General features: G+C 68.8%; 20 protein-coding genes and 2 tRNA genes. 4 read left to right on the top strand and 18 right to left on the bottom strand.

Translation table 11 applies throughout. The annotated features are described in order from the left end of the window. Positions 1–65: 65 nt before the first annotated feature. The 5 genes from ihfB to aroA all read right to left on the bottom strand — a co-directional run bounded on the left by ihfB (position 66) and on the right by aroA (position 5,375). Entirely contained in the window at positions 66–344 is a 279-nt protein-coding gene (gene ihfB, locus Q5H91_RS15660; protein WP_305174393.1) for an integration host factor subunit beta, read from the bottom strand. 121 nt (positions 345–465) lie between these two features. Continuing rightward, entirely contained in the window at positions 466–2,187 is a 1,722-nt protein-coding gene (gene rpsA, locus Q5H91_RS15655) for a 30S ribosomal protein S1 (protein WP_305174392.1), read from the bottom strand. A 292-nt stretch (positions 2,188–2,479) separates the two neighbouring features. Then, a complete protein-coding gene (locus tag Q5H91_RS15650) occupies positions 2,480–3,232 on the bottom strand; it encodes a PEPxxWA-CTERM sorting domain-containing protein (RefSeq protein WP_305174391.1) in 753 nt (250 codons plus the stop codon). 107 nt (positions 3,233–3,339) lie between these two features. Continuing rightward, positions 3,340–3,972 carry a (d)CMP kinase gene (locus Q5H91_RS15645; protein WP_305174390.1) on the bottom strand — a complete coding sequence of 211 codons (633 nt, stop codon included), beginning with the start codon at positions 3,970–3,972 and terminating at the stop codon, positions 3,340–3,342. Continuing rightward, positions 3,969–5,375, bottom strand: a complete 1,407-nt coding sequence (aroA, locus tag Q5H91_RS15640) for a 3-phosphoshikimate 1-carboxyvinyltransferase (protein ID WP_305174389.1) — start codon at positions 5,373–5,375, stop codon at positions 3,969–3,971. The genes Q5H91_RS15645 and aroA overlap by 4 nt, the downstream gene beginning before the upstream one ends. Before the next feature lie 108 nt (positions 5,376–5,483). Between aroA and Q5H91_RS15635 the strand changes: the two genes are divergently transcribed. From Q5H91_RS15635 to Q5H91_RS15625, 3 genes are all read left to right on the top strand, one after another. Then, a complete protein-coding gene (locus tag Q5H91_RS15635; RefSeq protein WP_305174388.1) occupies positions 5,484–5,807 on the top strand; it encodes an FYDLN acid domain-containing protein in 324 nt (107 codons plus the stop codon). 97 nt (positions 5,808–5,904) lie between these two features. After that, positions 5,905–5,980 (top strand) — tRNA-Ala (locus tag Q5H91_RS15630). 168 nt (positions 5,981–6,148) lie between these two features. Next, a complete protein-coding gene (locus tag Q5H91_RS15625) occupies positions 6,149–6,307 on the top strand; it encodes a hypothetical protein (RefSeq protein ID WP_305174387.1) in 159 nt (52 codons plus the stop codon). On the opposite strand, the gene Q5H91_RS15620 is transcribed toward Q5H91_RS15625, so the two are convergent. From Q5H91_RS15620 to Q5H91_RS15570, 11 genes are all read right to left on the bottom strand, one after another. Beyond that, a tRNA-Gly gene (locus Q5H91_RS15620) sits at positions 6,273–6,346 on the bottom strand. The two genes, Q5H91_RS15625 and Q5H91_RS15620, sit on opposite strands and share 35 nt — an antisense overlap. Positions 6,347–6,391: 45 nt before the next feature. Beyond that, positions 6,392–6,979 carry an NADPH-dependent FMN reductase gene (locus Q5H91_RS15615; RefSeq protein ID WP_305174386.1) on the bottom strand — a complete coding sequence of 196 codons (588 nt, stop codon included), beginning with the start codon at positions 6,977–6,979 and terminating at the stop codon, positions 6,392–6,394. A gap of 56 nt (positions 6,980–7,035) precedes the next feature. Beyond that, positions 7,036–8,769, bottom strand: coding sequence for a DEAD/DEAH box helicase (locus tag Q5H91_RS15610; protein ID WP_305174385.1), 1,734 nt, complete (start codon positions 8,767–8,769; stop codon positions 7,036–7,038). Between the two features lie 69 nt (positions 8,770–8,838). Beyond that, complete coding sequence (locus Q5H91_RS15605; protein WP_305174384.1) at positions 8,839–9,999, bottom strand: BaiN/RdsA family NAD(P)/FAD-dependent oxidoreductase; 1,161 nt, start codon at positions 9,997–9,999, stop codon at positions 8,839–8,841. Positions 10,000–10,049: 50 nt separating this feature from the next. After that, entirely contained in the window at positions 10,050–10,229 is a 180-nt protein-coding gene (locus Q5H91_RS15600; RefSeq protein WP_093333398.1) for a hypothetical protein, read from the bottom strand. After that, the gene (locus Q5H91_RS15595) at positions 10,229–10,684 is read right to left on the bottom strand and encodes a GreA/GreB family elongation factor (RefSeq protein WP_305174383.1); all 456 of its coding nucleotides are present in this window, start codon (positions 10,682–10,684) and stop codon (positions 10,229–10,231) included. Before Q5H91_RS15595 ends, Q5H91_RS15600 begins: the two co-directional genes overlap by 1 nt. A 46-nt stretch (positions 10,685–10,730) precedes the next feature. Then, positions 10,731–11,759, bottom strand: coding sequence for a c-type cytochrome (locus Q5H91_RS15590; RefSeq protein ID WP_305174381.1), 1,029 nt, complete (start codon positions 11,757–11,759; stop codon positions 10,731–10,733). Then, on the bottom strand, positions 11,756–12,337 hold the full coding sequence (locus Q5H91_RS15585) for a cytochrome c oxidase assembly protein (RefSeq protein ID WP_305174379.1): 582 nt from the start codon (positions 12,335–12,337) through the stop codon (positions 11,756–11,758). Before Q5H91_RS15585 ends, Q5H91_RS15590 begins: the two co-directional genes overlap by 4 nt. Next, complete coding sequence (locus Q5H91_RS15580; RefSeq protein ID WP_305174378.1) at positions 12,334–12,714, bottom strand: hypothetical protein; 381 nt, start codon at positions 12,712–12,714, stop codon at positions 12,334–12,336. The genes Q5H91_RS15585 and Q5H91_RS15580 overlap by 4 nt, the downstream gene beginning before the upstream one ends. Then, positions 12,711–15,287, bottom strand: coding sequence for a cytochrome c oxidase subunit I (ctaD, locus tag Q5H91_RS15575; RefSeq protein WP_305174377.1), 2,577 nt, complete (start codon positions 15,285–15,287; stop codon positions 12,711–12,713). The genes Q5H91_RS15580 and ctaD overlap by 4 nt, the downstream gene beginning before the upstream one ends. After that, positions 15,284–16,222 (bottom strand): cytochrome c oxidase subunit II, encoded by a 939-nt coding sequence (locus Q5H91_RS15570; RefSeq protein ID WP_305174376.1) that lies wholly within the window; start codon positions 16,220–16,222, stop codon positions 15,284–15,286. Before Q5H91_RS15570 ends, ctaD begins: the two co-directional genes overlap by 4 nt. Before the next feature lie 185 nt (positions 16,223–16,407). Between Q5H91_RS15570 and Q5H91_RS15565 the strand changes: the two genes are divergently transcribed. Next, positions 16,408–16,797, top strand: coding sequence for an acyl-CoA thioesterase (locus tag Q5H91_RS15565; protein ID WP_305174374.1), 390 nt, complete (start codon positions 16,408–16,410; stop codon positions 16,795–16,797). Positions 16,798–16,803: 6 nt separating this feature from the next. Here Q5H91_RS15565 and Q5H91_RS15560 read toward each other — a convergent pair whose 3' ends face one another. Both Q5H91_RS15560 and Q5H91_RS15555 read right to left on the bottom strand, forming a co-directional pair. Then, on the bottom strand, positions 16,804–18,165 hold the full coding sequence (locus Q5H91_RS15560; protein ID WP_305174373.1) for a dihydrolipoyl dehydrogenase: 1,362 nt from the start codon (positions 18,163–18,165) through the stop codon (positions 16,804–16,806). Next, positions 18,162–18,401: hypothetical protein (locus Q5H91_RS15555; RefSeq protein WP_305174372.1), on the bottom strand; the 240-nt coding region annotated here is incomplete at its 5' end. The genes Q5H91_RS15555 and Q5H91_RS15560, both read right to left, overlap by 4 nt.

The raw sequence follows: 18,401 nt of genomic DNA, 5'->3' as shown, positions 1-18,401 counted from the left end.
GCATGGCGTATCCGAACGGCTGTCCGGTCAGTCGGGTCGGATCGGCATCATCCCGACGCGGCGCATCACACGTTCAGGCGCGCGCGCATTTCCTTGCCGGGCTTGAAATAGGGAACGCGCTTGGCGTCCACGTCCACGGCCTGGCCGGTGCGAGGATTGCGGCCGGTGCGTGCATCACGGCTGCGCGTCGAAAAGGCGCCGAAGCCGCGAATTTCGACCCGACCACCCTTGGCAAGTCGCTCGACGATCTCGTCGAAGAAGGTCGATACGATGGACTCGACTTCGCGCGCGCTGAGCGCCGGGTGTTGGCTCGAGATCTGCTGCACCAGTTCTGATCGAATCACGACGGACACTCCCCGAAGCGGTCAGTGATCCCGTTGTTGATCCAAGTCAACTTACAATAAGTTTCGTTGTTTCGGAATTGTAACGAAACGGCCGGGGTTTTTGACCCCGGCCGTATTTCTCTTACTTCTTCGTCTGCTCACCCTGTGCCTTGAGCGCGGCACCAAGGATGTCACCCAGCGACGCGCCCGAGTCGGACGAGCCATACTGCGCCACCGCCTGCTTCTCTTCGGCGATCTGCATCGCCTTGATCGAGAAGGTCGGCTTCTTGGAACGATCGAAGCCGGTCACCATCGCGTCGAACTTCTGGCCGACCTGGAACCGCTCCGGACGCTGCTCGTCGCGATCGCGGCCAAGGTCGGTGCGCTTGATGAAGCCGGTCGCACCATCGTCGCCCTGCTGCACTTCCAGGCCCGCGTCGCGAACCTCGAGCACGGTCACGGTGACGATCGCGTTCTTGTTCAGGCGATCGCCCGCTGCCGCTACGCCGCCGGCCACCGGGCCGCCGCGCTCCAGCTGCTTCATGCCGAGCGAGATACGCTCCTTCTCGGCGTCGATGTCGAGCACGACGGCCTGGACCATCTCACCCTTGCGGTGCAGCGCCAGCGCGTCCTCGCCCGACACGCCCCAGGCGATGTCCGACATGTGAACCATGCCGTCCACGTCGTTGTCCAGGCCGATGAACAGGCCGAACTCGGTCGCGTTCTTGACCTCGCCCTCGACGGTCGAGCCGACGGGGTGCGCCGCCAGGAAAGCCTCCCACGGATTGGCCTGCGCCTGCTTCAGGCCCAGCGAGATGCGACGCTTCTCCTGATCGACCTCGAGCACGACGACGTCGACTTCCTGGCTGGTCGAGACGATCTTGCCCGGATGGACGTTCTTCTTGGTCCAGGACATCTCCGACACATGGACCAGGCCCTCGATGCCGGCCTCCAGCTCGACGAACGCACCATATTCGGTGATGTTGGTGACGCGGCCCGACAGCTTGGCGCCGACCGGGTACTTCGCGCTCGCACCGTCCCACGGATCGCTCTCGAGCTGCTTCATGCCCAGCGAGATACGCTGCGTGTCCTTGTTGATGCGGATGATCTGCACCTTCACCGTGTCGCCGATGTTGATCATCTCGGACGGGTGATTGACGCGCTTGTAGCTCAGGTCGGTAACGTGCAGCAGGCCGTCGATGCCTCCCAGGTCGACGAACGCACCGTAATCGGTGATGTTCTTGACGACGCCGTCGATGATCTGGCCCTCGTGCAGCGACTGGATCAGGCCCGAACGCTGCTCGGCGCGGGTCTCTTCCAGCACGGCGCGACGCGACACGACGATGTTGCCGCGCTTGCGGTCCATCTTCAGGATCTGGAACGGCTGCGGGATGTCCATCAGCGGCGTAACGTCACGGACCGGACGAATATCGACCTGGCTACCCGGCAGGAAAGCCACGGCACCCGACAGGTCGACGGTGAAGCCCCCCTTCACGCGGCCGAAGATCGTGCCCTCGACGCGGGCCGACTTCGAGAATTCCAGCTCCAGCTTGTCCCACGCGGCCTCGCGGCGGGCGCGGTCGCGCGACAGCATCGCTTCGCCGTGCATGTTCTCGACGCGGTCGACATAGACCTCGACCTCGTCGCCGACCTTCAGCTCGGCCTTCTGGCCGGGGGCGGGGGCGAACTCGCGCAGCGGCACGCGGCCTTCCGACTTCAGGCCGACGTCGATGACGGCCATGTCGTTCTCGATCGCGGTGACGGTGCCGTGGACGACGCGACCCTCGAAGCTGTCGGCGCCGCCGAACATGTCATCGAGCATCGCCGCGAAATCGTCGCGGGTGGGCTGTACCTGGGTAGCCATAGAAAGAAGAGTTCCTCGGTCGTTGTTTCCGGCCAAGCGGTTGGTTCCGCTGGTCTTGGCCAAAACGCCGCGCCGGCCCCATGCCGCCCGCAGCATCCATCGTACGGGCGCTGCGGAGGATCAGGACGCCATGCTGTTGGGCGAAGCGAAAAGGGCGCGTGAACACGAAGTCCCGCGCCGACCTCCGCGGGCGCCTGCCCGCCGGATGGCGCGCCTATAACGAAAAAGCCGGCGGACCGCAATCTCGGTCCGCCGGCTCGGTTCGTGCACTTCCCATCCGGGAAGGCTGGTGTCAGGCGATCGCGGCGACCGCCTTGCGGCGGCGGTATCGCGCTGCCGCGCCGACCATGCCGAAGCCGACCAGCATCATCGCCCAGGTGGCGGGCTCGGGCACCGCGGTGACGGTCAGCTGTGCCAGCTTGAAGGCGTCGTTCAGATTGTCCGGACCGTTCACCGACGCGCCGATCACCCACATGTTGCCGGTGATCGAGGCAGGCAGGTTCGTGGTCTGCTTGTTCGTCGCGAACTTGGTGTTGTCGGTGTTGAAGTAGCCGTCGAGCGTCAGCGCGCCGATCGACTGGCTGGTCAGCGTCTGGTTCCAGGCGCCGGCGACGTTGTCCCACCCGATGAACGCATCCGAGTCGGTGTAGCTGCGGTCGGCCAGCTGATAGGGATTGAGCGTCGCCGAGTTCAGCGTGACCGCGCGGTCGAACTGCAGGACGATGAATTCCCAGCCATTGACGTTGTCGATCTGGTGATAGGCGCCGTCGGTCCGCTCACCCGGCTGATAGACGCCAAGCCCGTTGGTGCCCCAGGACGCCAGCTCGGAGGCGGTGTACTTGCCGTCGAACCCCAACGACCATGCGGTCGCCTTGACGCTCAGCACTTCCTTGCCGCTGGTCGCGGTGTAGGTGAAGGAGTTGCCGTTGCCCGAACCGGCGACCTTGCCGGCCGTGACCGTATCGAACACGAAGTCCGCCGCGGACGCCGGCGCGGCGGCGATCAGTGCACTGGCGGCAAGCCCGATGTGAAGAAACTTGTTCATAAATGTCCCCTGTTCGCGGACTAATTGGCTGGGCGTCGGTCGCACCGCAACGGAATCGTCGCGGCGTCATTTCCCGACATGGAACAGGTGGGATTAAAGTCCGGTTGTTAACGAACGCCCCGGTTGCGCTGCGCCTCGACCATCTCGATCGCGCGCTGCACCGACGCCTCGATCGACAGGTTGCTGGTGTCCAGCGGCGCTGCGTCGGCGGCCTGGACCAGCGGTGCGGCGGCACGCCCTTCATCGCGGGCATCGCGGGCGCGGATATCGGCAAGCACCTGGTCGAGGCCGATCGACGATCCGGTTGCCTGCAGCTCTGCGTGGCGCCGCCGGGCGCGGACCTGTGCCGCCGCCTTCACGAACAGCTTCGCGGTCGCGTCGGGCGCGATTACCGTGCCGATGTCACGTCCGTCGAGCACGGCGCCGCCCGGTTGCGCCGCGAATCGCCGCTGGCGCTGGAGCAGCGAGGCGCGGACCAGCGGATGCGCCGAGACGATCGAGGCACGCTGCCCAACCGCGTCACTGCGCAGCAGCGGGTCGGCGAGCACGCGCTCGTCGAAGTCGCAGGCCGCGACCGCGTCCGCCTCCCGCGACGGATCGAGCCCCAGCCGCTCCACGGTCAGCGCCACCGCCCGATAGAGCAGCCCGGTATCGAGATGCGGCAGGCCATAGTGCCGCGCCAGCGCGCGCGCGATCGTGCCTTTGCCGCTCGCCGCCGGACCGTCGACCGCGATAATCACGCGGCGCGTCCGGTCAGCGCGTCGAGCGAGGTGAAGAAGGTCGGGTAGCTGGTCGCCACCGGTGCGACGTCGTCGATCGTTACCGGGCGGCGGGCATGGAGCCCGGCGACGGTCATGCTCATCGCGATCCGGTGGTCGAGCAGCGAGGCAATGGTCGCACCGCCGGGGATCGCCTCGCCGCTGCTGCCGGTGACGGTCATGCCGTCCTCATGCTCCTCCAGCGGAACACCGCACGCGCCGAGCGCGGCGGCCATTGCGGCGATGCGGTCCGATTCCTTGACCCGCAGCTCGTGCGCGCCGCGCGCGACCGTCCGCCCCGCGGCGAAGGCAGCGGCGACGAACAGTGCGGGATATTCGTCGATCATGCTGGGGGCGAGGTCGGGGGGTACCTCGATCGCCGAAAGCGGCGCGTGGCGGACGCGCAGGTCGGCGACCGGCTCACCGCCGACGACGCGCGGGTCCAGCTCGACGATATCGGCCCCCATCATGCGCAACGCCGCGATCAGTCCGGTGCGGGTCGGGTTCAGGCCGACATTGGCGACCACCACGTCCGACCCCGGCACCACCGATGCCGCGACCAGCCAGAAGGCCGCCGACGAGGGATCGCCCGGCACGACGATGTGCTGCGGCTTCAGCTCCGCCTCCCCGTGGATCGCGATGACCTTGCCGGCGGGGGAGTCTTCGACGGTTATGGTAGCACCGAAGCCGGCGAGCATCCGTTCCGAATGGTCGCGGGTCGCGACCGGCTCGATCACCCGGGTGACGCCCGGCGTGTTGAGCCCGGCGAGCAGGATCGCGGACTTCACCTGCGCCGAGGCGACCGGCAGCGTATATTCGATCGGCACCGCCGGGCAGAGCCCGCGCAGCATCAGCGGCAGGCGTCCGCCCTTGCCTTCGGAACCAGGGCTCGCGGTGATGTCGGCCCCCATCCTCGCCAGCGGCTCGATCACGCGCCCCATCGGTCGACCGGACAGCGAAGCGTCGCCGGTGAAGGTCGCGGTGATCGGATGGCTGGCGACCAGCCCCATCAGCAGCCGCGTCGAGGTGCCGCTATTGCCCATGTCCAGCGCCTGCGCCGGCTGCATCAACCCGCCGACGCCGACGCCGTGGACCCGCCAGACCGCATCCTCGCCGCGCGGGGCCGCCGTACCCATCGCGCGCCCACCGCCGCCAGCGACGGCGGGTTCCTTGACGATGGTCGCGCCCATGGCACGAAGGGCAGCGGCGGTGGCGAGCACGTCCTCCCCCTCCAGCAGCCCCTCGATCCGGCTCTCGCCGACCGCCAGCGCCGACAGCATCAGCGAGCGGTGGCTGATCGACTTGTCGCCGGGCACCGCGATGCGGCCGACGAGCGGCCCGCGCGCCTCGATCGTCAGCGGCTGGGAAGGGGCATGGTGGGTCATCGGCCCGGCGCTTTGACAGCAGGGTTGTCGTATGGCAAGGCACGCCCACTTTTCGTGGAGGAGCCTGCTTCTCCTCGCGAATCCCAATTCCGAAAGGCACGAGACGGCATGATTAAGCCGGAATGGGGCACGAAGCGTACGTGCCCGAAATGCGCGACGCGTTTCTACGATCTCGAGAAGGACGAGCCCGTCACCTGCATCAATTGCGGGTATGCGTGGGAGCCCGAGCCGATCCTGAAGTCGAAGCAGCCGCTGCCCTTCGAGGTGGCCAAGCCCGACCAGCAGAAGCCCGACCAGGATCTGGAAGGCGACGACGAGGATATCGAGGCGATCACCGGCGAGGACGAAGAGCCCTCGGCCGATGACGAGGTCGATCTGGGCGGCGACGATGATCTGGGCGTGGAAGCGCCCACCAACGACGACGAGCACTGATCGAAACCAATGATTTGACGATCTGTGGCAGGCGGCGCGAAACGCCGCTTGCCAAGGTCGAAGCGGCTCGCTAGTGGAGCCGCCTCCCGAGAGGAATGGGGCCGTAGCTCAGCTGGGAGAGCGTCGCAATGGCATTGCGAAGGTCAGGGGTTCGATCCCCCTCGGCTCCACCATTCCTGATCGGTGATCCGGGCTAAACTAGGCCCGATGTCGGCGTTGGGGTCGAGCTCTCGCATCTCGCATAATCTGTGCACGACGGATGTCGTTCTTGCGCGACCATAGCTGGGGTCGGCCGCGACCGGTGGAGAAGGCGTGTCGCGTGCGGGCATGGATCTTCAGGCGTGCTGGTCCGTGCCGATCGGCGGACGCTATCGCTGAAGCGGGTGACGGGAGTTGAGCCCAAGCGCAGCCCCGACAGGGCTAAGCGGCATCACAGCAACGAGGGATTGCCGCTGGCTGCAAGGCTGGAGCGGGTGAAGGGAATCGAACCCTCGTCGTAAGCTTGGGAAGCTTCTGCTCTACCATTGAGCTACACCCGCGGTGCGCGCCAAGTGGCACGGGGGGCGGGGTGGCGTCAACGGCAATCAGCGGCGCGGGCTCGGGCGGAGAAAGCCGATCATCTGGTCGGCGATGATGCCTAGTTGGCGGAGGACGGCGGGGTCGTTGCAGCCGCCATCGGCGTCGAACCGGGTGGCCTGGCTGTTGATCGCGGCGGCGAAGGGCGTCGGCCAGCCGCGCAGCGCGTGGGCGATCGATCGAAGCGCGGCGATGGTGCTGCCGGTCGCCTGCCAGCCATAGGCGGTGGCCATCAGCCCGACCGGCATGCCGGCAAAATAGGGGCGGGCGTCGCCCGACGTCTCCTCGACCAGATCGAGCGCGTTCTTGACCAGTCCGGAAATCGAGCCGTGATAGCCGGGCGATGCGATCACCACGCCGGTGGCGCGGCGGATGGCGGCGACGAACGCCTGTTCCTCCGGCGTGCGATCGCTGGCGCCGGGCACGTAGAGCGGCAGGCGGGCGAGGGCGGCGCCGTCGAACATCACCGTCGGAATGCCCGCCGCCTCGATCACCGACAGGGTGTGCGCCACCGCCCGCTCGGTCGAGGAGCCTGGCAGGGTGGTGCCGCCGATCCCGACGACGAAGTCGCCGCCCGTGCCTTCAGCCCCCGCCATGCCCCGTCTCCAATCCGTTTCGCCCACCGCCTATCGCGTGCCGTCGTCCGCGACAATCAGCGCTTGGGGCGGGTGGGTCGCGCCTGATAGCGGGGCTTGCCCTGCATCGGGCGGACGCCGGCATTGCCCATGCGCGGCCGACCGCCGCCGCCGGGGCTGCGGCTGCCGCCGCCCGCGCCGCCGCCCTGTGGCGGCGGGCCACCCTCCGCCGGGGTGATGGTAATGCCGCTCTCGTCATTGTCGACAGCACCGGTGCGCTGGACCGCGGCGGCGAACTTCGCAGCGGCGGCGCGCGGGATCTGGACGAAGGTCTCGACCGGACCGATACGAATCGCGCCGATCTCGTCGCGGGTGACATGGCCGCGGCGGCAGATCAGCGGCAGCAGCCAGCGCGGGTCGGCATTGTGGCGGCGGCCGATGTCCATGCGGAACCAGACGGTGTCGTCGAAGCCGGGGCGGTGGACGCTCTCGCGCCGCTGCGGCTCGGACGACGCCTCCGCCATCTCCTCGGGCGCGGGCATCGAGGCGCGGAGTGCGCGGACCAGCATCGCCGCGACCTCCTCGGGCGACTTGCTCTCGAGCAGGCGGTTGCCCAGCGCGCGGTCCTCGTCGTCCAGTTCGACCGGCTCGGCGAGCCGGGTCAGCAGCCGCTCGCGGTCGGCAGTGCGGATGTCCTCGGCCGAGGGGACCGGGCGCCACTCGACCGCGATGCGGGCGGAGCGGAGCATCATGTCGACGCGGCGGCGCTTGGGATAGGGGACGACGAGGATCGCGGTACCCTTGCGGCCAGCGCGGCCAGTGCGGCCCGAGCGGTGCTGGAGCGTCTCGGCATCGCGGGGCAGCTCGACATGGACGACCAGCGACAGGCCGGGCAGGTCGATGCCGCGCGCGGCGACGTCGGTCGCTACGCAGACGCGAGCGCGACCGTCGCGCAGCGCCTGGAGCGCCTGGTTGCGCTCGTTCTGCGAATGCTCGCCGGACAGCGCGACGGCGGCGAAGCCGCGCTCGACCAGGCTGGCGTGGAGGTGGCGGACATTGTCGCGGGTGGCGCAGAACAGCATCGCCGTCTCCGCCTCGTGGAAGCGGAGCAGGTTCACGACCGCATGTTCGATGTCGGACGGGGAGACGGCGAGCGCCTGATACTCGATGTCGCCGTGCCCGCGATCCTCGCCGACCGTCGAGATGCGGAGCGCGTCGCGCTGATAGGTGCGCGCCAGCGCAACGATCGGGCGGGGCAGGGTAGCGGAGAAGAGGAGCGTGCGGCGCTCGGCCGCAGTCGCGTCGAGCAGCTGCTCGAGATCCTCGCGGAAGCCCATGTCGAGCATCTCGTCGGCCTCGTCGAGGACGGCGGCCTTCAGGCTCGACAGGTCGAGCGCGCCACGCTCCAGATGGTCGCGCAGGCGGCCCGGCGTGCCGACGACGATGTGCGTGCCCTCGCGCAAAGCGCGGCGCTCGCGGCTGGCGTCCATGCCGCCAACGCAGGTGGCGACGCGGGCGCCGGCGTAGAGCCATGCCAGCTCGCGACTGACCTGCAATGCCAGCTCGCGGGTGGGGGCGATGACCAGCGCGAGCGGCCTGGCCGGCGGCGGCAGGGTGCCGCCCTCGAACAGCTCGCCGGCCATGGCGAGGCCGAAGGCGACGGTCTTGCCGGAGCCCGTCTGGGCGGAGACGAGCAGGTCGCGGCCGATCGCCTCGGGCGCGACGACCGATGCCTGGACGGGGGTGAGGGTGTCATAGCCGCGCGCGGCCAGCGCCTCGGCGAGCGGGGTGGGAAGATGTTCGGGTAGCATGGCGTTCCAAGATGGTGACGGCGCGGCGGTTCAGCCAGCTCTTCCGGCCCATGTGTCGCGCAACTCGTGTCAGATGGCCTGGCCCGTAGCCCATCCGCTCGCCCACGCCCACTGAAAATTATAGCCGCCCAGCCAGCCGGTCACGTCGACCGCCTCGCCGATGGCGTGGAGGCCGGGCATCTTCTTCACCTCCATCGTGCGCGAGGAAAGCTCGGCGGTGCTGATGCCGCCGACGGTCACCTCCGCCTTGGCATAGCCCTCGGTACCGTTGGGACGGAACGGCCACGCCTTCAGCCGGGCGGCGGCGTCGCGCAGGGTCCGGTCGGGGACATTGCCGAGTTCGGCGGCGATGCCGAGCTTTGCGGCGAGCGCCTCCGAGAGGCGGTCGGGCAGGTCGAGCATGCGGCGGATACCGGCGCGCGGGTTGCTGCGCTTGGCCTCGACCAGCCAGTCGGGCGAGCGGCCGGGCGCGAAGTCGATCGCGACCGCCTCGCCGTGCCGCCAGTAGGAGGACGCCTGGAGGATGGCGGGGCCGGACAGGCCGCGATGGGTGAAGAGTGCCGCCTCGCGGAAGCCGGGACCGGCGGCCGTCGCCACCACCTCTGTCGCGACGCCGGACAGTTCGCGGAACAGCGCCTCATCGGGGCCGAGCGTCAGCGGGACGAGCGCCGGACGCGGCTCGACCAGCTTCAGCCCGAAGCGGCGGGCGAGGCGATAGGCGAAATCGGTGGCGCCGAGTTTCGGGATCGAGGGGCCGCCGGTCGCGATCACCAGCTTCGGCGCGGTGGCGATGCGCTCGCCGATCGTCACGCGGAAGCCGATGCCGTCATGCTCCACCTCGGCGGCGTGGCCGAGCGCGAGGTCGACCTGGCCCTTCGCGCACTCGTCGAGCAGCATCGCGACGATCTGGCGGGCGCTGCCGTCGCAGAACAGCTGGCCGAGCGTCTTCTCGTGCCAGGCGATACCATGGGCGTCGACCAGCGCGATGAAATCGGCGGCGGTGTAGCGGCCGAGCGCGGACTTGGCGAAATGTGGGTTGGCGGAGATGTAGCGGTCGGGCGCCGCATCGACATTGGTGAAGTTGCATCGCCCGCCGCCGGAGATGACGATCTTGCGGCCCACCTCTGGCGCATGATCGACGAGCAGCACCCGCCGCCCGCGCTGGCCGGTGGTGGCGGCGCACATCAGGCCGGCGGCACCGGCGCCGAGGATGATCGCGTCGTGGGTCATGGGTGAGTCCGTGAAATCCTCCCCGCGAACGGAGAGGATTTTAGAGGGGCTTACCGCAGCTTGGCGATCGACAGCCCGTCTTCCTTGGCGCGGGTCTTGATCGATTCCTCGCTGCGGGTCATCGCTTTGGAGATTGCCTTCAGCGCCATGCCCTTCTTGGCGAGGGTGTGGAGCTTCTGGATCTCGTCCTGGGTCCAGGGCTGGCGGTGCCGTTCGAACTTCTCTGCCATCAGTCGTTCTCCACCGACAGGATCTCGATCGCGTCCGCGCGGCTCTGGAAATCCGCGAGGTCGCCGGCGCCCGTGCCGATCAGCGCGCGGGCGAGGGGGGCGGCATAGGCGATGCGGGCGTCGGCGTCCGCCTCATCATGCCCGACGATGGTGACGGTGCGGGTCTGGCCGTTGAGGCGGAACGTCACGCGGCTGCCGATCCCGACCGTGTCGTCGGCGGGCGGGCCGACGACCTCGGCGGTCGCGGCGCGGGTGTTCCAATAGCGAAGGTCGCGGCGCAGCGGCTCGCGATCGTCCTCTGCGGCGGCGTCGATCTGCGCCTCCAGCGCCGCGACCCGCGCGGCGAGCAGCGCGGGGCCGGCAGCGGTGACCAGGTTGGGACCGGGCGGGATCGGCAGCTCGAACTTGGGTTCGAGATGCTCCTCGTCGCTCTCACGGCGAAAGGCGACGCTCATGATGGAATGCTCATCACCGACACATAGGGAGGGGAGGCGACGGGCGCTATCGTGCTTCGCCGGCCAGATAGCGGGCGAGGGGATCGATCATCTCCTCGGGAATGCGACGGGCGATGACGGGCATGGTCGCCTGGCTCTTGCGCGCGTCGACCACCTCCTTCTCGCCGCGCCACTGGCGCAGGCGCTGGGCGATATAGGTGGCGCGCTGCCCGGCGAGGACGGGATAGCCTTTGCCCGGCGCATGGCAGCTGGCGCAGGCGGGGAGCTGCCTGTCGGGCAGGCCGTGCTCGACGATCGTGCGGGCTGCGGCGTCCCCGGTCGGGACGGCGGTGCCCAGGCCTGGCAGGGCGGAGAAGTGGCGGGCGAGTCCGCGCATCTCCGCCTCGTCGAGGATCGCGGCGGCGTTGCCCATCACCGCGCTGTGACGGGTGCCGGCGGCATAGCCCTTCAGGCTGGCGAGAAGATAGGCGGGGTGCTGGCCGCCGAGCACCGGAATGTCGGGCTGGCCGCGGCCGCGCCCGTCGGTGCCGTGGCAGCCGGTGCAGCTGGCGAGCGCCGGACCGGCGGTGTCGCCGGTCAACTGGCGATACGTGGCCGGGGTCATACCGGGCAGGCGGCGGACGAAGGCGGTCATGCGGCGGACCTCGTCTGGCCGGTCCTGCACCGCCCAGGCGGGCATGCCGGTATATTTGACGCCGTGCTGGAGGATCCAGAAAATCTGCCTGTCGCTCCACTGGCGCGCGTTAATCGCCAAGTCGGGGGCAGGGGGCGTGGCGGCCTGCATCACCGTCGAGGGCCGGCGGCCGGGCGCGCCGTGGCAGACCGCGCAGGAGGCGTCGAAATGGCCGGCGGCGCTGACCAGCTCCTGCCGTGCCGTCGGGTCGTCCGGCGCGGAGAAGGCTGCGTGGGTGCGGACCGAGTTGCGCATCGTCCAGTGCAGGAACCAGTCGGTGATCGGCCAGTGACCCGACGACGCGGCGATGTTGAACACCCCCGACCAGGCGAACAGGAGCCCGGCAGCGGCGAGGCCGACGATGGCGGCGACGGCGCGCGCCCAGGTGATGCGGATGGTCATGCGGTTGCTCCCCGCTGGCGCAGCAGCGTCGCCAGCATTGCCAGGCCGCCGAGGAAATAGCTGGCGGCACCGACCATCAGCATGACGACGCCGCCCAACTGCTGGTCGGCTAGCGCGTGGTCGCCATGGGCATAGAGCGGTCTGGGGGCGAGGCCGATCAGCGCGCCGAGCAGCGTCATGTGCATCGAGGTGAGGAGGAGCGCGCCGACCCCGCTCGCGCGACGCTCTGGCCCGGTGCCGAGCACCGAGGCCCAGAGGAGCAGGCCGGCGGCAAGGAACATCGCCTGCTCGACGACCAGCGCGACGCCGCCGGCATCGGCCAGCGCGCGGGCGGCGGGCAGGTGCCAGCCCCACACCACCGCCAGCTCGACGACCATCGCCGGCATTGGCCGGGCGAGGCGCGGCGCACGGCGGGCAAGGTCGAGCGGTCCGTCGATCAGTCCCCAGGCGAGTAGCGGCGCGGCGACGGCGACCGCCAGCATGTGTCCAACCATATGCCCGGTCATCCCGCCCCCGGCCGCCGCCGCCCAGCCGAGCGGCAGCAGCGCGAGGCCGAGGATGGCGCCTGCGCGCTTCACCGGCAGTCCGTCAGGAACAGGACGGGGGTGGCGGTGAAGATCACCGCGACGAAGCTGAGCCCGGCCAGCAGCAGGGTCGAGGTCGCGATGAAGCGCAGCCGGTCGACGTCGGTGCCGCTCTCGTGTGGGGGATCGTCGCCGGGCATGCGCGACTGGATCCAGGCGATGACGCCCGCCGCCGCAATCACGAGCAGCGCCAGCACCGTGCCGACCGCGAACAGGGTGGGGAATTTCGCGAACTCGCCGACCTTGGCGCAGTTGAGCGCGGCCCAGAGGTACGAGAAGAGGAAATGCACCGCCCACACCGTCGGCGGGACGATCAGCGTCCACAAGGAGACGTCGAGGCGGCGGATGCGGTGCTTCAGGCGCTTGCTCATGCCGCCGCTCCCCCCGATGCCAGCGGGAACAGGCCGATCGTCAGGTAGGTAACGATCGCGGTGAACAGCAGGAAGTGCATGTAGACCGAGATGTTGCGGACGTCGGCATCATAGGCGGGGGTCATCTTGCCGCCCAGGCTGCGAGCAAGCGTGTAGGACTGGCAGATCGCGCCGATGCCGGCATGGGCGCTGGTCCAGATCGCCAGCGTCCAGACGATCGCGGGATAGACATGGGTCTTGGGCTGCATGCCCGCAGCCCAGGGGCCGGCCAGACCGGCGGCTAGGCTGGCGAGCGTCACCGCGATCGCCAGCACCAGCAGCGCGCGGGCGGCGGACACCTGCCCCCGGGCATGGATCTCGCGCGCGGCGACCGTCGCGGCCCAGCCGATCACGGTCAGGCCGAGCGCGGCCATCGGCCAGAACACACCCGGATCGGGCATGTCGGCGGGCGGGAAATCGGGATGGATCGTCCAGAAGAAGTAATAGCCGAAGACGAGGCCGGAAAAGGCGGTGGCATCGGCCATCATGGTGATGAACATCGCCCACCAGCCCGACGCCGAGGGGCCGGACAAGTAGAGCGGCACGGTGATGCCGTGGCCGATCGGCTTTTCCGGCTTTTCCGGGATCTCGGCGGTGCCGGTCCACAGCCAGGTAAGGACGCAGGCGAGCGTCGCGATCGCGCCGGCCAGCGCCCACCAGTAGAGGTGATAGGTGGTCAGGATGAACACGCTGCCGAGCGCCACGGCGGTTATCATCGGGATGACGCTGGGCGTGCCGAGGCGCGCGACCTGGATCGGGCGGGCGTCGATCACCGACGTGATGATCGTCTCGCGCCGCATCTCCTCGGCATCGGGCAGGAAGTAGCGGCCCTCGTCGACCTTCTGGACGAAGCCGGGCTGGTCCCAGATCGGGTAGCGGCTCTCGATCAGCGGCACGGAGCGGACGCCCCAGTCCTCGTCCTCGGGCATGGCGAGCCATTCCAGCGTGCCGGCGTGCCATGGGTTTCGCGCCGCCTTGGGCCGTGTCGGCGACAGGCACAGGTCGATGCAGATCATCAGCACGCCCGCCGCGAACAGGAAGGCGCCGAGCGTCGAGGCCAGGTTGAGGCCGCCGATCCCCAGTTCGGCCGGATAGGTGAAGACGCGGCGCGGCATCCCCTCCAGCCCCGACAGGTGCATGGGGAAGAAGGCGAGGTTGGCGCCGACGAACATGACCCAAAATGCGCTGCGGCCGATCCGGTCGGACAGCTTCTTCCCCGTCACCAGCGGCCAGTAATAATAGAGGCCGCCGAACAGCGGCAGCAGCGTGCCGCCGATCAGCACGTAATGGAGGTGCGCGACGATGAAATAGGTGTCGTGCGCCTGCCAGTCGAACGGCGCCACGGCCACCATCACCCCAGTCAGCCCGCCGATGGTGAAGATAGCGAGACTGCCGACTGCATAGAGAAGCGGCGTCGCCCATTTCACCTTGCCCGCCCACAGGGTCGCGATGAAGGCGAAGATCTGGACCCCGGTGGGGATCGCCACCGCTTCGGATGCCGCTGAAAAGAAGGCCAGGCTGATCTTGGGCAGGCCGGTCGCGAACATGTGGTGGACCCACAGGCCGAACGACAGGAAGGCGGTGCCGACCGCCGCCAGCACGATCCACGGATAGCCCAGCAGGTGCCGCTGCGCGAAGGTCGGGATCAGCATCGCGAACAGCGCGATCGACGGCAGGAAGACGATATAGACTTCCGGATGGCCGAAGATCCAGAACAGGTGCTGCCACAGGAGCGGATCGCCGCCCTTCGCCGCATCGAAGAAGGGCCAGCCGAGCAGGCGCTCCATCTCGAACAGCACATCGCCCGCGATCAGTGGCGGGAAGGCGAACAGGATCATCACCGCCACGACCAGGATGTACCATGCATAGAGCGGCATCAGGTTCAGCCGCATGCCCGGCGGGCGACACTTCAGCACGCCGACGATCAGCTCGACCGCGGCGGCGACCGACGACACCTCGATGAAGGATAGCCCCAGCATCCAGATGTCGGCGCCGAGGCCGGACAGGTCGGTACGGGTGGTCAGCGGCGGATACATGAACCAGCCGCCATCGGGCGCGGCATCGAAGAAGATCGATCCGGTCACGAAGACCCCGCCGATCAGGAAGCTCCAGTATCCGAACGCCGACAGCCGCGGAAAGGGCAGGTCGCGCGCGCCGAGCAGCTGCGGCAGCAGGATGATCGACACCGCCTCGAACATCGGGACGGCGAACAGGAACATCATCGTCGAGCCGTGCAGCGTGAACAGCTGGTTGAAGGTGTTGGCAGAGACGAGATCGTTGTCGGGCACCGCCAGCTGCGCGCGCATGATGAGCGCGAGGATGCCTGCGAACAGCATGAAGCCGAAAGCGGTCAGCGTGTACCACACGCCGACCCGGTTGTTGTTCACGTCGGTCCAGCGAAGGAACAGGCCCGAGGGCGGCTTCCACACCGCACGCAGCCGCTCCTCCTGCGCGGCGCGGATCGCCGGATCGTTCTGGTCGGTACGGTCCTGCGCGTAGAGGGCGTCGGGCGAGGAGGGGGCGGACGCGCTCATTTCAGGCCTTCAAGATAGCGCGCGATTTGCACCGCGTCGGCGTCGGACATATGCGGGAAGGCGGGCATGCGGACGCCCGGCTTCGTGCTGCCCGGATCGCGGATGAAGCCGGCGAGGTTGGCGGTCGTCATCGGCAAGATGCCGGCGGCGAGCGTCCGGCGGCTGCCGATATGGGTCAGGTCGGGGCCGATCGCGCTGTCCGGCCCCACACCGCGGATGCTGTGGCAGCCGCCACAGCCGTAGCGCGCGAACAGGGCGGCGCCGCGGCCGGCGGGTGGCGGAGCAGGGCGGCGTTGTGCAGTCAGCCAGGCGTCGAACGCGGCCGGCTCCATCGCGATCACGTCGAACGCCATCAGCGCATGGCTCAACCCGCAGAACTCGGTGCACACCCCGCGATAGCGTCCCGCCTTGGTCGGACGGGCGACCAGCGTGTTGGTGCGGCCGGGGATCATATCCATCTTGCCGGCAAGGCCGGGGATCCAGAAGCTGTGGATCACGTCGCCCCCGTCCAGCTCGAACATGGTGGTGCGGCCGACCGGCAGCCGGATCTCGTTGGCGGCGATCACCGGCGAGGTACCCGGCGCGGCATAGGCGACGCGCCACCAGAACTGCTCGCCCTCCACCCGGACACGCAGGTCGGCGGCCGATACCGGTGCCGGTCGCATCAGCGGCAGCGACGCGGCGAGCAGCGCGAACAGCGTCACGGTCGGCACGATCGCCCCCAGCCACAGCACCAGCCGCATACCCTGCCGATGCGTCAGCCGCCCGCCCGGCGTGCGGATCGCGTGCTGCATCAGCCCGGCGACGAGGGCGGCGATGACGACCGCACCGACCAGCAGGACGATGGTGAGCGCGCGCGTACTCGCCGCTTCCTCGCCGAACGGGGCGAGCGCGGATTGGTGGCGGTTGCACGCCGACACGGCGGCTGCGAGCATGATGATGCCCACTGCACGACAGCAGCGGGTCGAGAACCCCTTGATGGCCTTACTCCCGTTCTGGCCCTATCTTGCCGAACGAGGTGACGACGCGGACGTTCCCTTGACGTGGATCATAATTGCGCGCCGAGGTCTGCTGACATTGGTGTTAGGAGGCCGCTGGCGGACATGCTATGCTGCACCGCATGGCGGCGCTTCCCCATCAATTCGCGATCGCGGTCGATCCCGCGGACATCGACTTCATGGGGCATGTCAACAATGCCAGCTACTTGAAATGGGTGCAGGACGCGGTCGTCAGCCACTGGCAGAAGCTCGCGCCGGCCGAGGCGGTGGCCGAGCACCTGTGGGTCGCGCTCCGCCACGAGATCACTTATCGCAAGCCCGCCTTCCTCGACGACGAGGTTATCGCCACGGTGGTACTGGAAAAGGTGCAGGGCGCGCGCGCCTTCTACGAGACGATTATTCGCCGCGGCGAGGAAGTGCTGGCCGAGGTGCGCTCCAGCTGGTGCTGCCTCGATGCCGCGACTTTGCGTCCGGCGCGGCTCGCACGCAGCGTGATCGACCGGTTCTTCTGAACGGGATCAGTCCGCGATCCCGGCCAGATCGCGCGCGGCGGACTGCAGCGCCTCCTCGACGGTCGGATGATACCAGGCCTGGTCGGCGAAATCGGCGGCGCTGATTCCGCGATCGATGCCGAGCGCGACCAGCTGCCCCAGATGCTCGCCGCCATGCGCCACGATCGAGGCGCCGATCAGCCTGCCCGTCGCATCGCCATAGAGCCGGACCAGGCCCAATGCCTGCGCCTCGATCGTCGCGCGCCCATTATCGCACATCATCGTCTGGCCGATGCGATGGCCATCGGGCAGATCGGCGAAGGCGCAGCCGACCTCTACCAGGTTCGGCTCGGTAAAGGTCATGGCGAGGTTCGGGAGCACTCGCGACGCCTCGCCGCCTGCCGCGACCTGGCCGGCGATGTGCCCGCCGCGCGCCGCCTCGTGCAGCACCGGGCGCCATACGCCGACGTCGCCGGCGATGAAGATCGAGGACGATCCGCAGCGTCGCGAAGCCCGGTCGAACAGCGGAACGCCGTGATCGTCCAGGTCCAGTCCGGTCGCCGCGAGGTTCAGCGAGTCGAGCGACGGCGGTCGTCCGGTCGCCGCGAGGATCATGTCCACCGTCACCGCGCCCTCGCTCTTGCCGGTCCACTGGAGCCGGGCGCCGCCCTCGACAGGGCTGGCGGTCACCTCGACGCCGAGTCGCAGGTCGACTTCCGCCGCCAGTGCCGCGATCGCGGCCTTACCGGATTCGGGGTCGGCCAACGCGCCAATCGAATCGCCGTCGTCGATCACGGTCACGGTGCAGCCGAGCCGGGCAAAGGCTTGGGCCAGTTCGATCCCGACCGGCCCTGCCCCTAGTACGGCGAGGCGGGCGGGGAGGGCTTCGATCTCGAAGATGGTATCGTGTGTGCGAACGCGGTCGCGGACAGGCGCAAGGCTGTCGGGAATGGTCGGCGTGGCGCCGGTGGCGATGACGATCGCGCCGGCATGAACGATGGTATCGCCGACCGACAGGGTGTCCGGCCCGGTGAAGCGGGCCTCGCCGTGCAGGCGGCGTTCGGCAGGAATGGCGTGATACTCGTCGAGGACCGAGCGGACGAACCGGTCGCGTTCGGCGCGCAGGCGGCGGAGCACCGCCTCGCCATCGACGACCGGCTCGGCATGGACTCCGAACGTCGATGCGCGACGTCCGGCGGCAGCGGCGTTGCCGGCGGCGAGCAGCAGCTTGGAAGGCATGCAGCCGACACGGGTACAGGTTGATCCGCCCTCGCCGCGCTCGATCAGCAGCACATCGGCACCACGGGCAGTTGCCGCCTTATAGGCTTTCAGCCCTGCCGTCCCGGCGCCGATCACCGCCACGTCGCACCGCCGCTCGCCCATCGTCATGCTCCTGGGATGTCCCGCGCCGCAGCAGGTGCGCCACGGCGATCAGGGGAAGCGCCGGCAACACCGCCGGGTTCCTGACCGACACGAATAATCACTCGCACCGCAACAAAAACGCAAAAAAGCATTTGACGGGCAAAAGACCGCCCCATATAGGCCCTCTCACCGCAGCGATGGACCGGATGGTTCTTGCAGCGGTCGCCGAAAACCAGATCGCGGGTCTTCTCGAAGGAGGGGGC

Source organism: Sphingomonas aurea, assembly GCF_030678875.1.
In the GTDB taxonomy this organism is placed as follows: domain Bacteria; phylum Pseudomonadota; class Alphaproteobacteria; order Sphingomonadales; family Sphingomonadaceae; genus Sphingomonas; species Sphingomonas aurea.
The sequence above is the reverse complement of the archived record's forward strand: the minus strand, read 5'-3'. Positions and strand labels throughout refer to the sequence as shown.

What these genes read in the sequence shown, in the direction of transcription:
- rpsA (WP_305174392.1), bottom strand. Translation starts at nt 2,187, where the DNA reads ATGGCTACCCAGGTACAGCCCACCCGCGACGATTTCGCGGCGATGCTC.
- Q5H91_RS15650 (WP_305174391.1), bottom strand. Translation starts at nt 3,232, where the DNA reads ATGAACAAGTTTCTTCACATCGGGCTTGCCGCCAGTGCACTGATCGCC.
- aroA (WP_305174389.1), bottom strand. Translation starts at nt 5,375, where the DNA reads ATGACCCACCATGCCCCTTCCCAGCCGCTGACGATCGAGGCGCGCGGG.
- Q5H91_RS15635 (WP_305174388.1), top strand. Translation starts at nt 5,484, where the DNA reads ATGATTAAGCCGGAATGGGGCACGAAGCGTACGTGCCCGAAATGCGCG.
- Q5H91_RS15615 (WP_305174386.1), bottom strand. Translation starts at nt 6,979, where the DNA reads ATGGCGGGGGCTGAAGGCACGGGCGGCGACTTCGTCGTCGGGATCGGC.
- Q5H91_RS15610 (WP_305174385.1), bottom strand. Translation starts at nt 8,769, where the DNA reads ATGCTACCCGAACATCTTCCCACCCCGCTCGCCGAGGCGCTGGCCGCG.
- Q5H91_RS15605 (WP_305174384.1), bottom strand. Translation starts at nt 9,999, where the DNA reads ATGACCCACGACGCGATCATCCTCGGCGCCGGTGCCGCCGGCCTGATG.
- Q5H91_RS15600 (WP_093333398.1), bottom strand. Translation starts at nt 10,229, where the DNA reads ATGGCAGAGAAGTTCGAACGGCACCGCCAGCCCTGGACCCAGGACGAG.
- Q5H91_RS15595 (WP_305174383.1), bottom strand. Translation starts at nt 10,684, where the DNA reads ATGAGCGTCGCCTTTCGCCGTGAGAGCGACGAGGAGCATCTCGAACCC.
- Q5H91_RS15590 (WP_305174381.1), bottom strand. Translation starts at nt 11,759, where the DNA reads ATGACCATCCGCATCACCTGGGCGCGCGCCGTCGCCGCCATCGTCGGC.
- Q5H91_RS15580 (WP_305174378.1), bottom strand. Translation starts at nt 12,714, where the DNA reads ATGAGCAAGCGCCTGAAGCACCGCATCCGCCGCCTCGACGTCTCCTTG.
- ctaD (WP_305174377.1), bottom strand. Translation starts at nt 15,287, where the DNA reads ATGAGCGCGTCCGCCCCCTCCTCGCCCGACGCCCTCTACGCGCAGGAC.
- Q5H91_RS15570 (WP_305174376.1), bottom strand. Translation starts at nt 16,222, where the DNA reads ATGCTCGCAGCCGCCGTGTCGGCGTGCAACCGCCACCAATCCGCGCTC.
- Q5H91_RS15565 (WP_305174374.1), top strand. Translation starts at nt 16,408, where the DNA reads ATGGCGGCGCTTCCCCATCAATTCGCGATCGCGGTCGATCCCGCGGAC.
- Q5H91_RS15560 (WP_305174373.1), bottom strand. Translation starts at nt 18,165, where the DNA reads ATGACGATGGGCGAGCGGCGGTGCGACGTGGCGGTGATCGGCGCCGGG.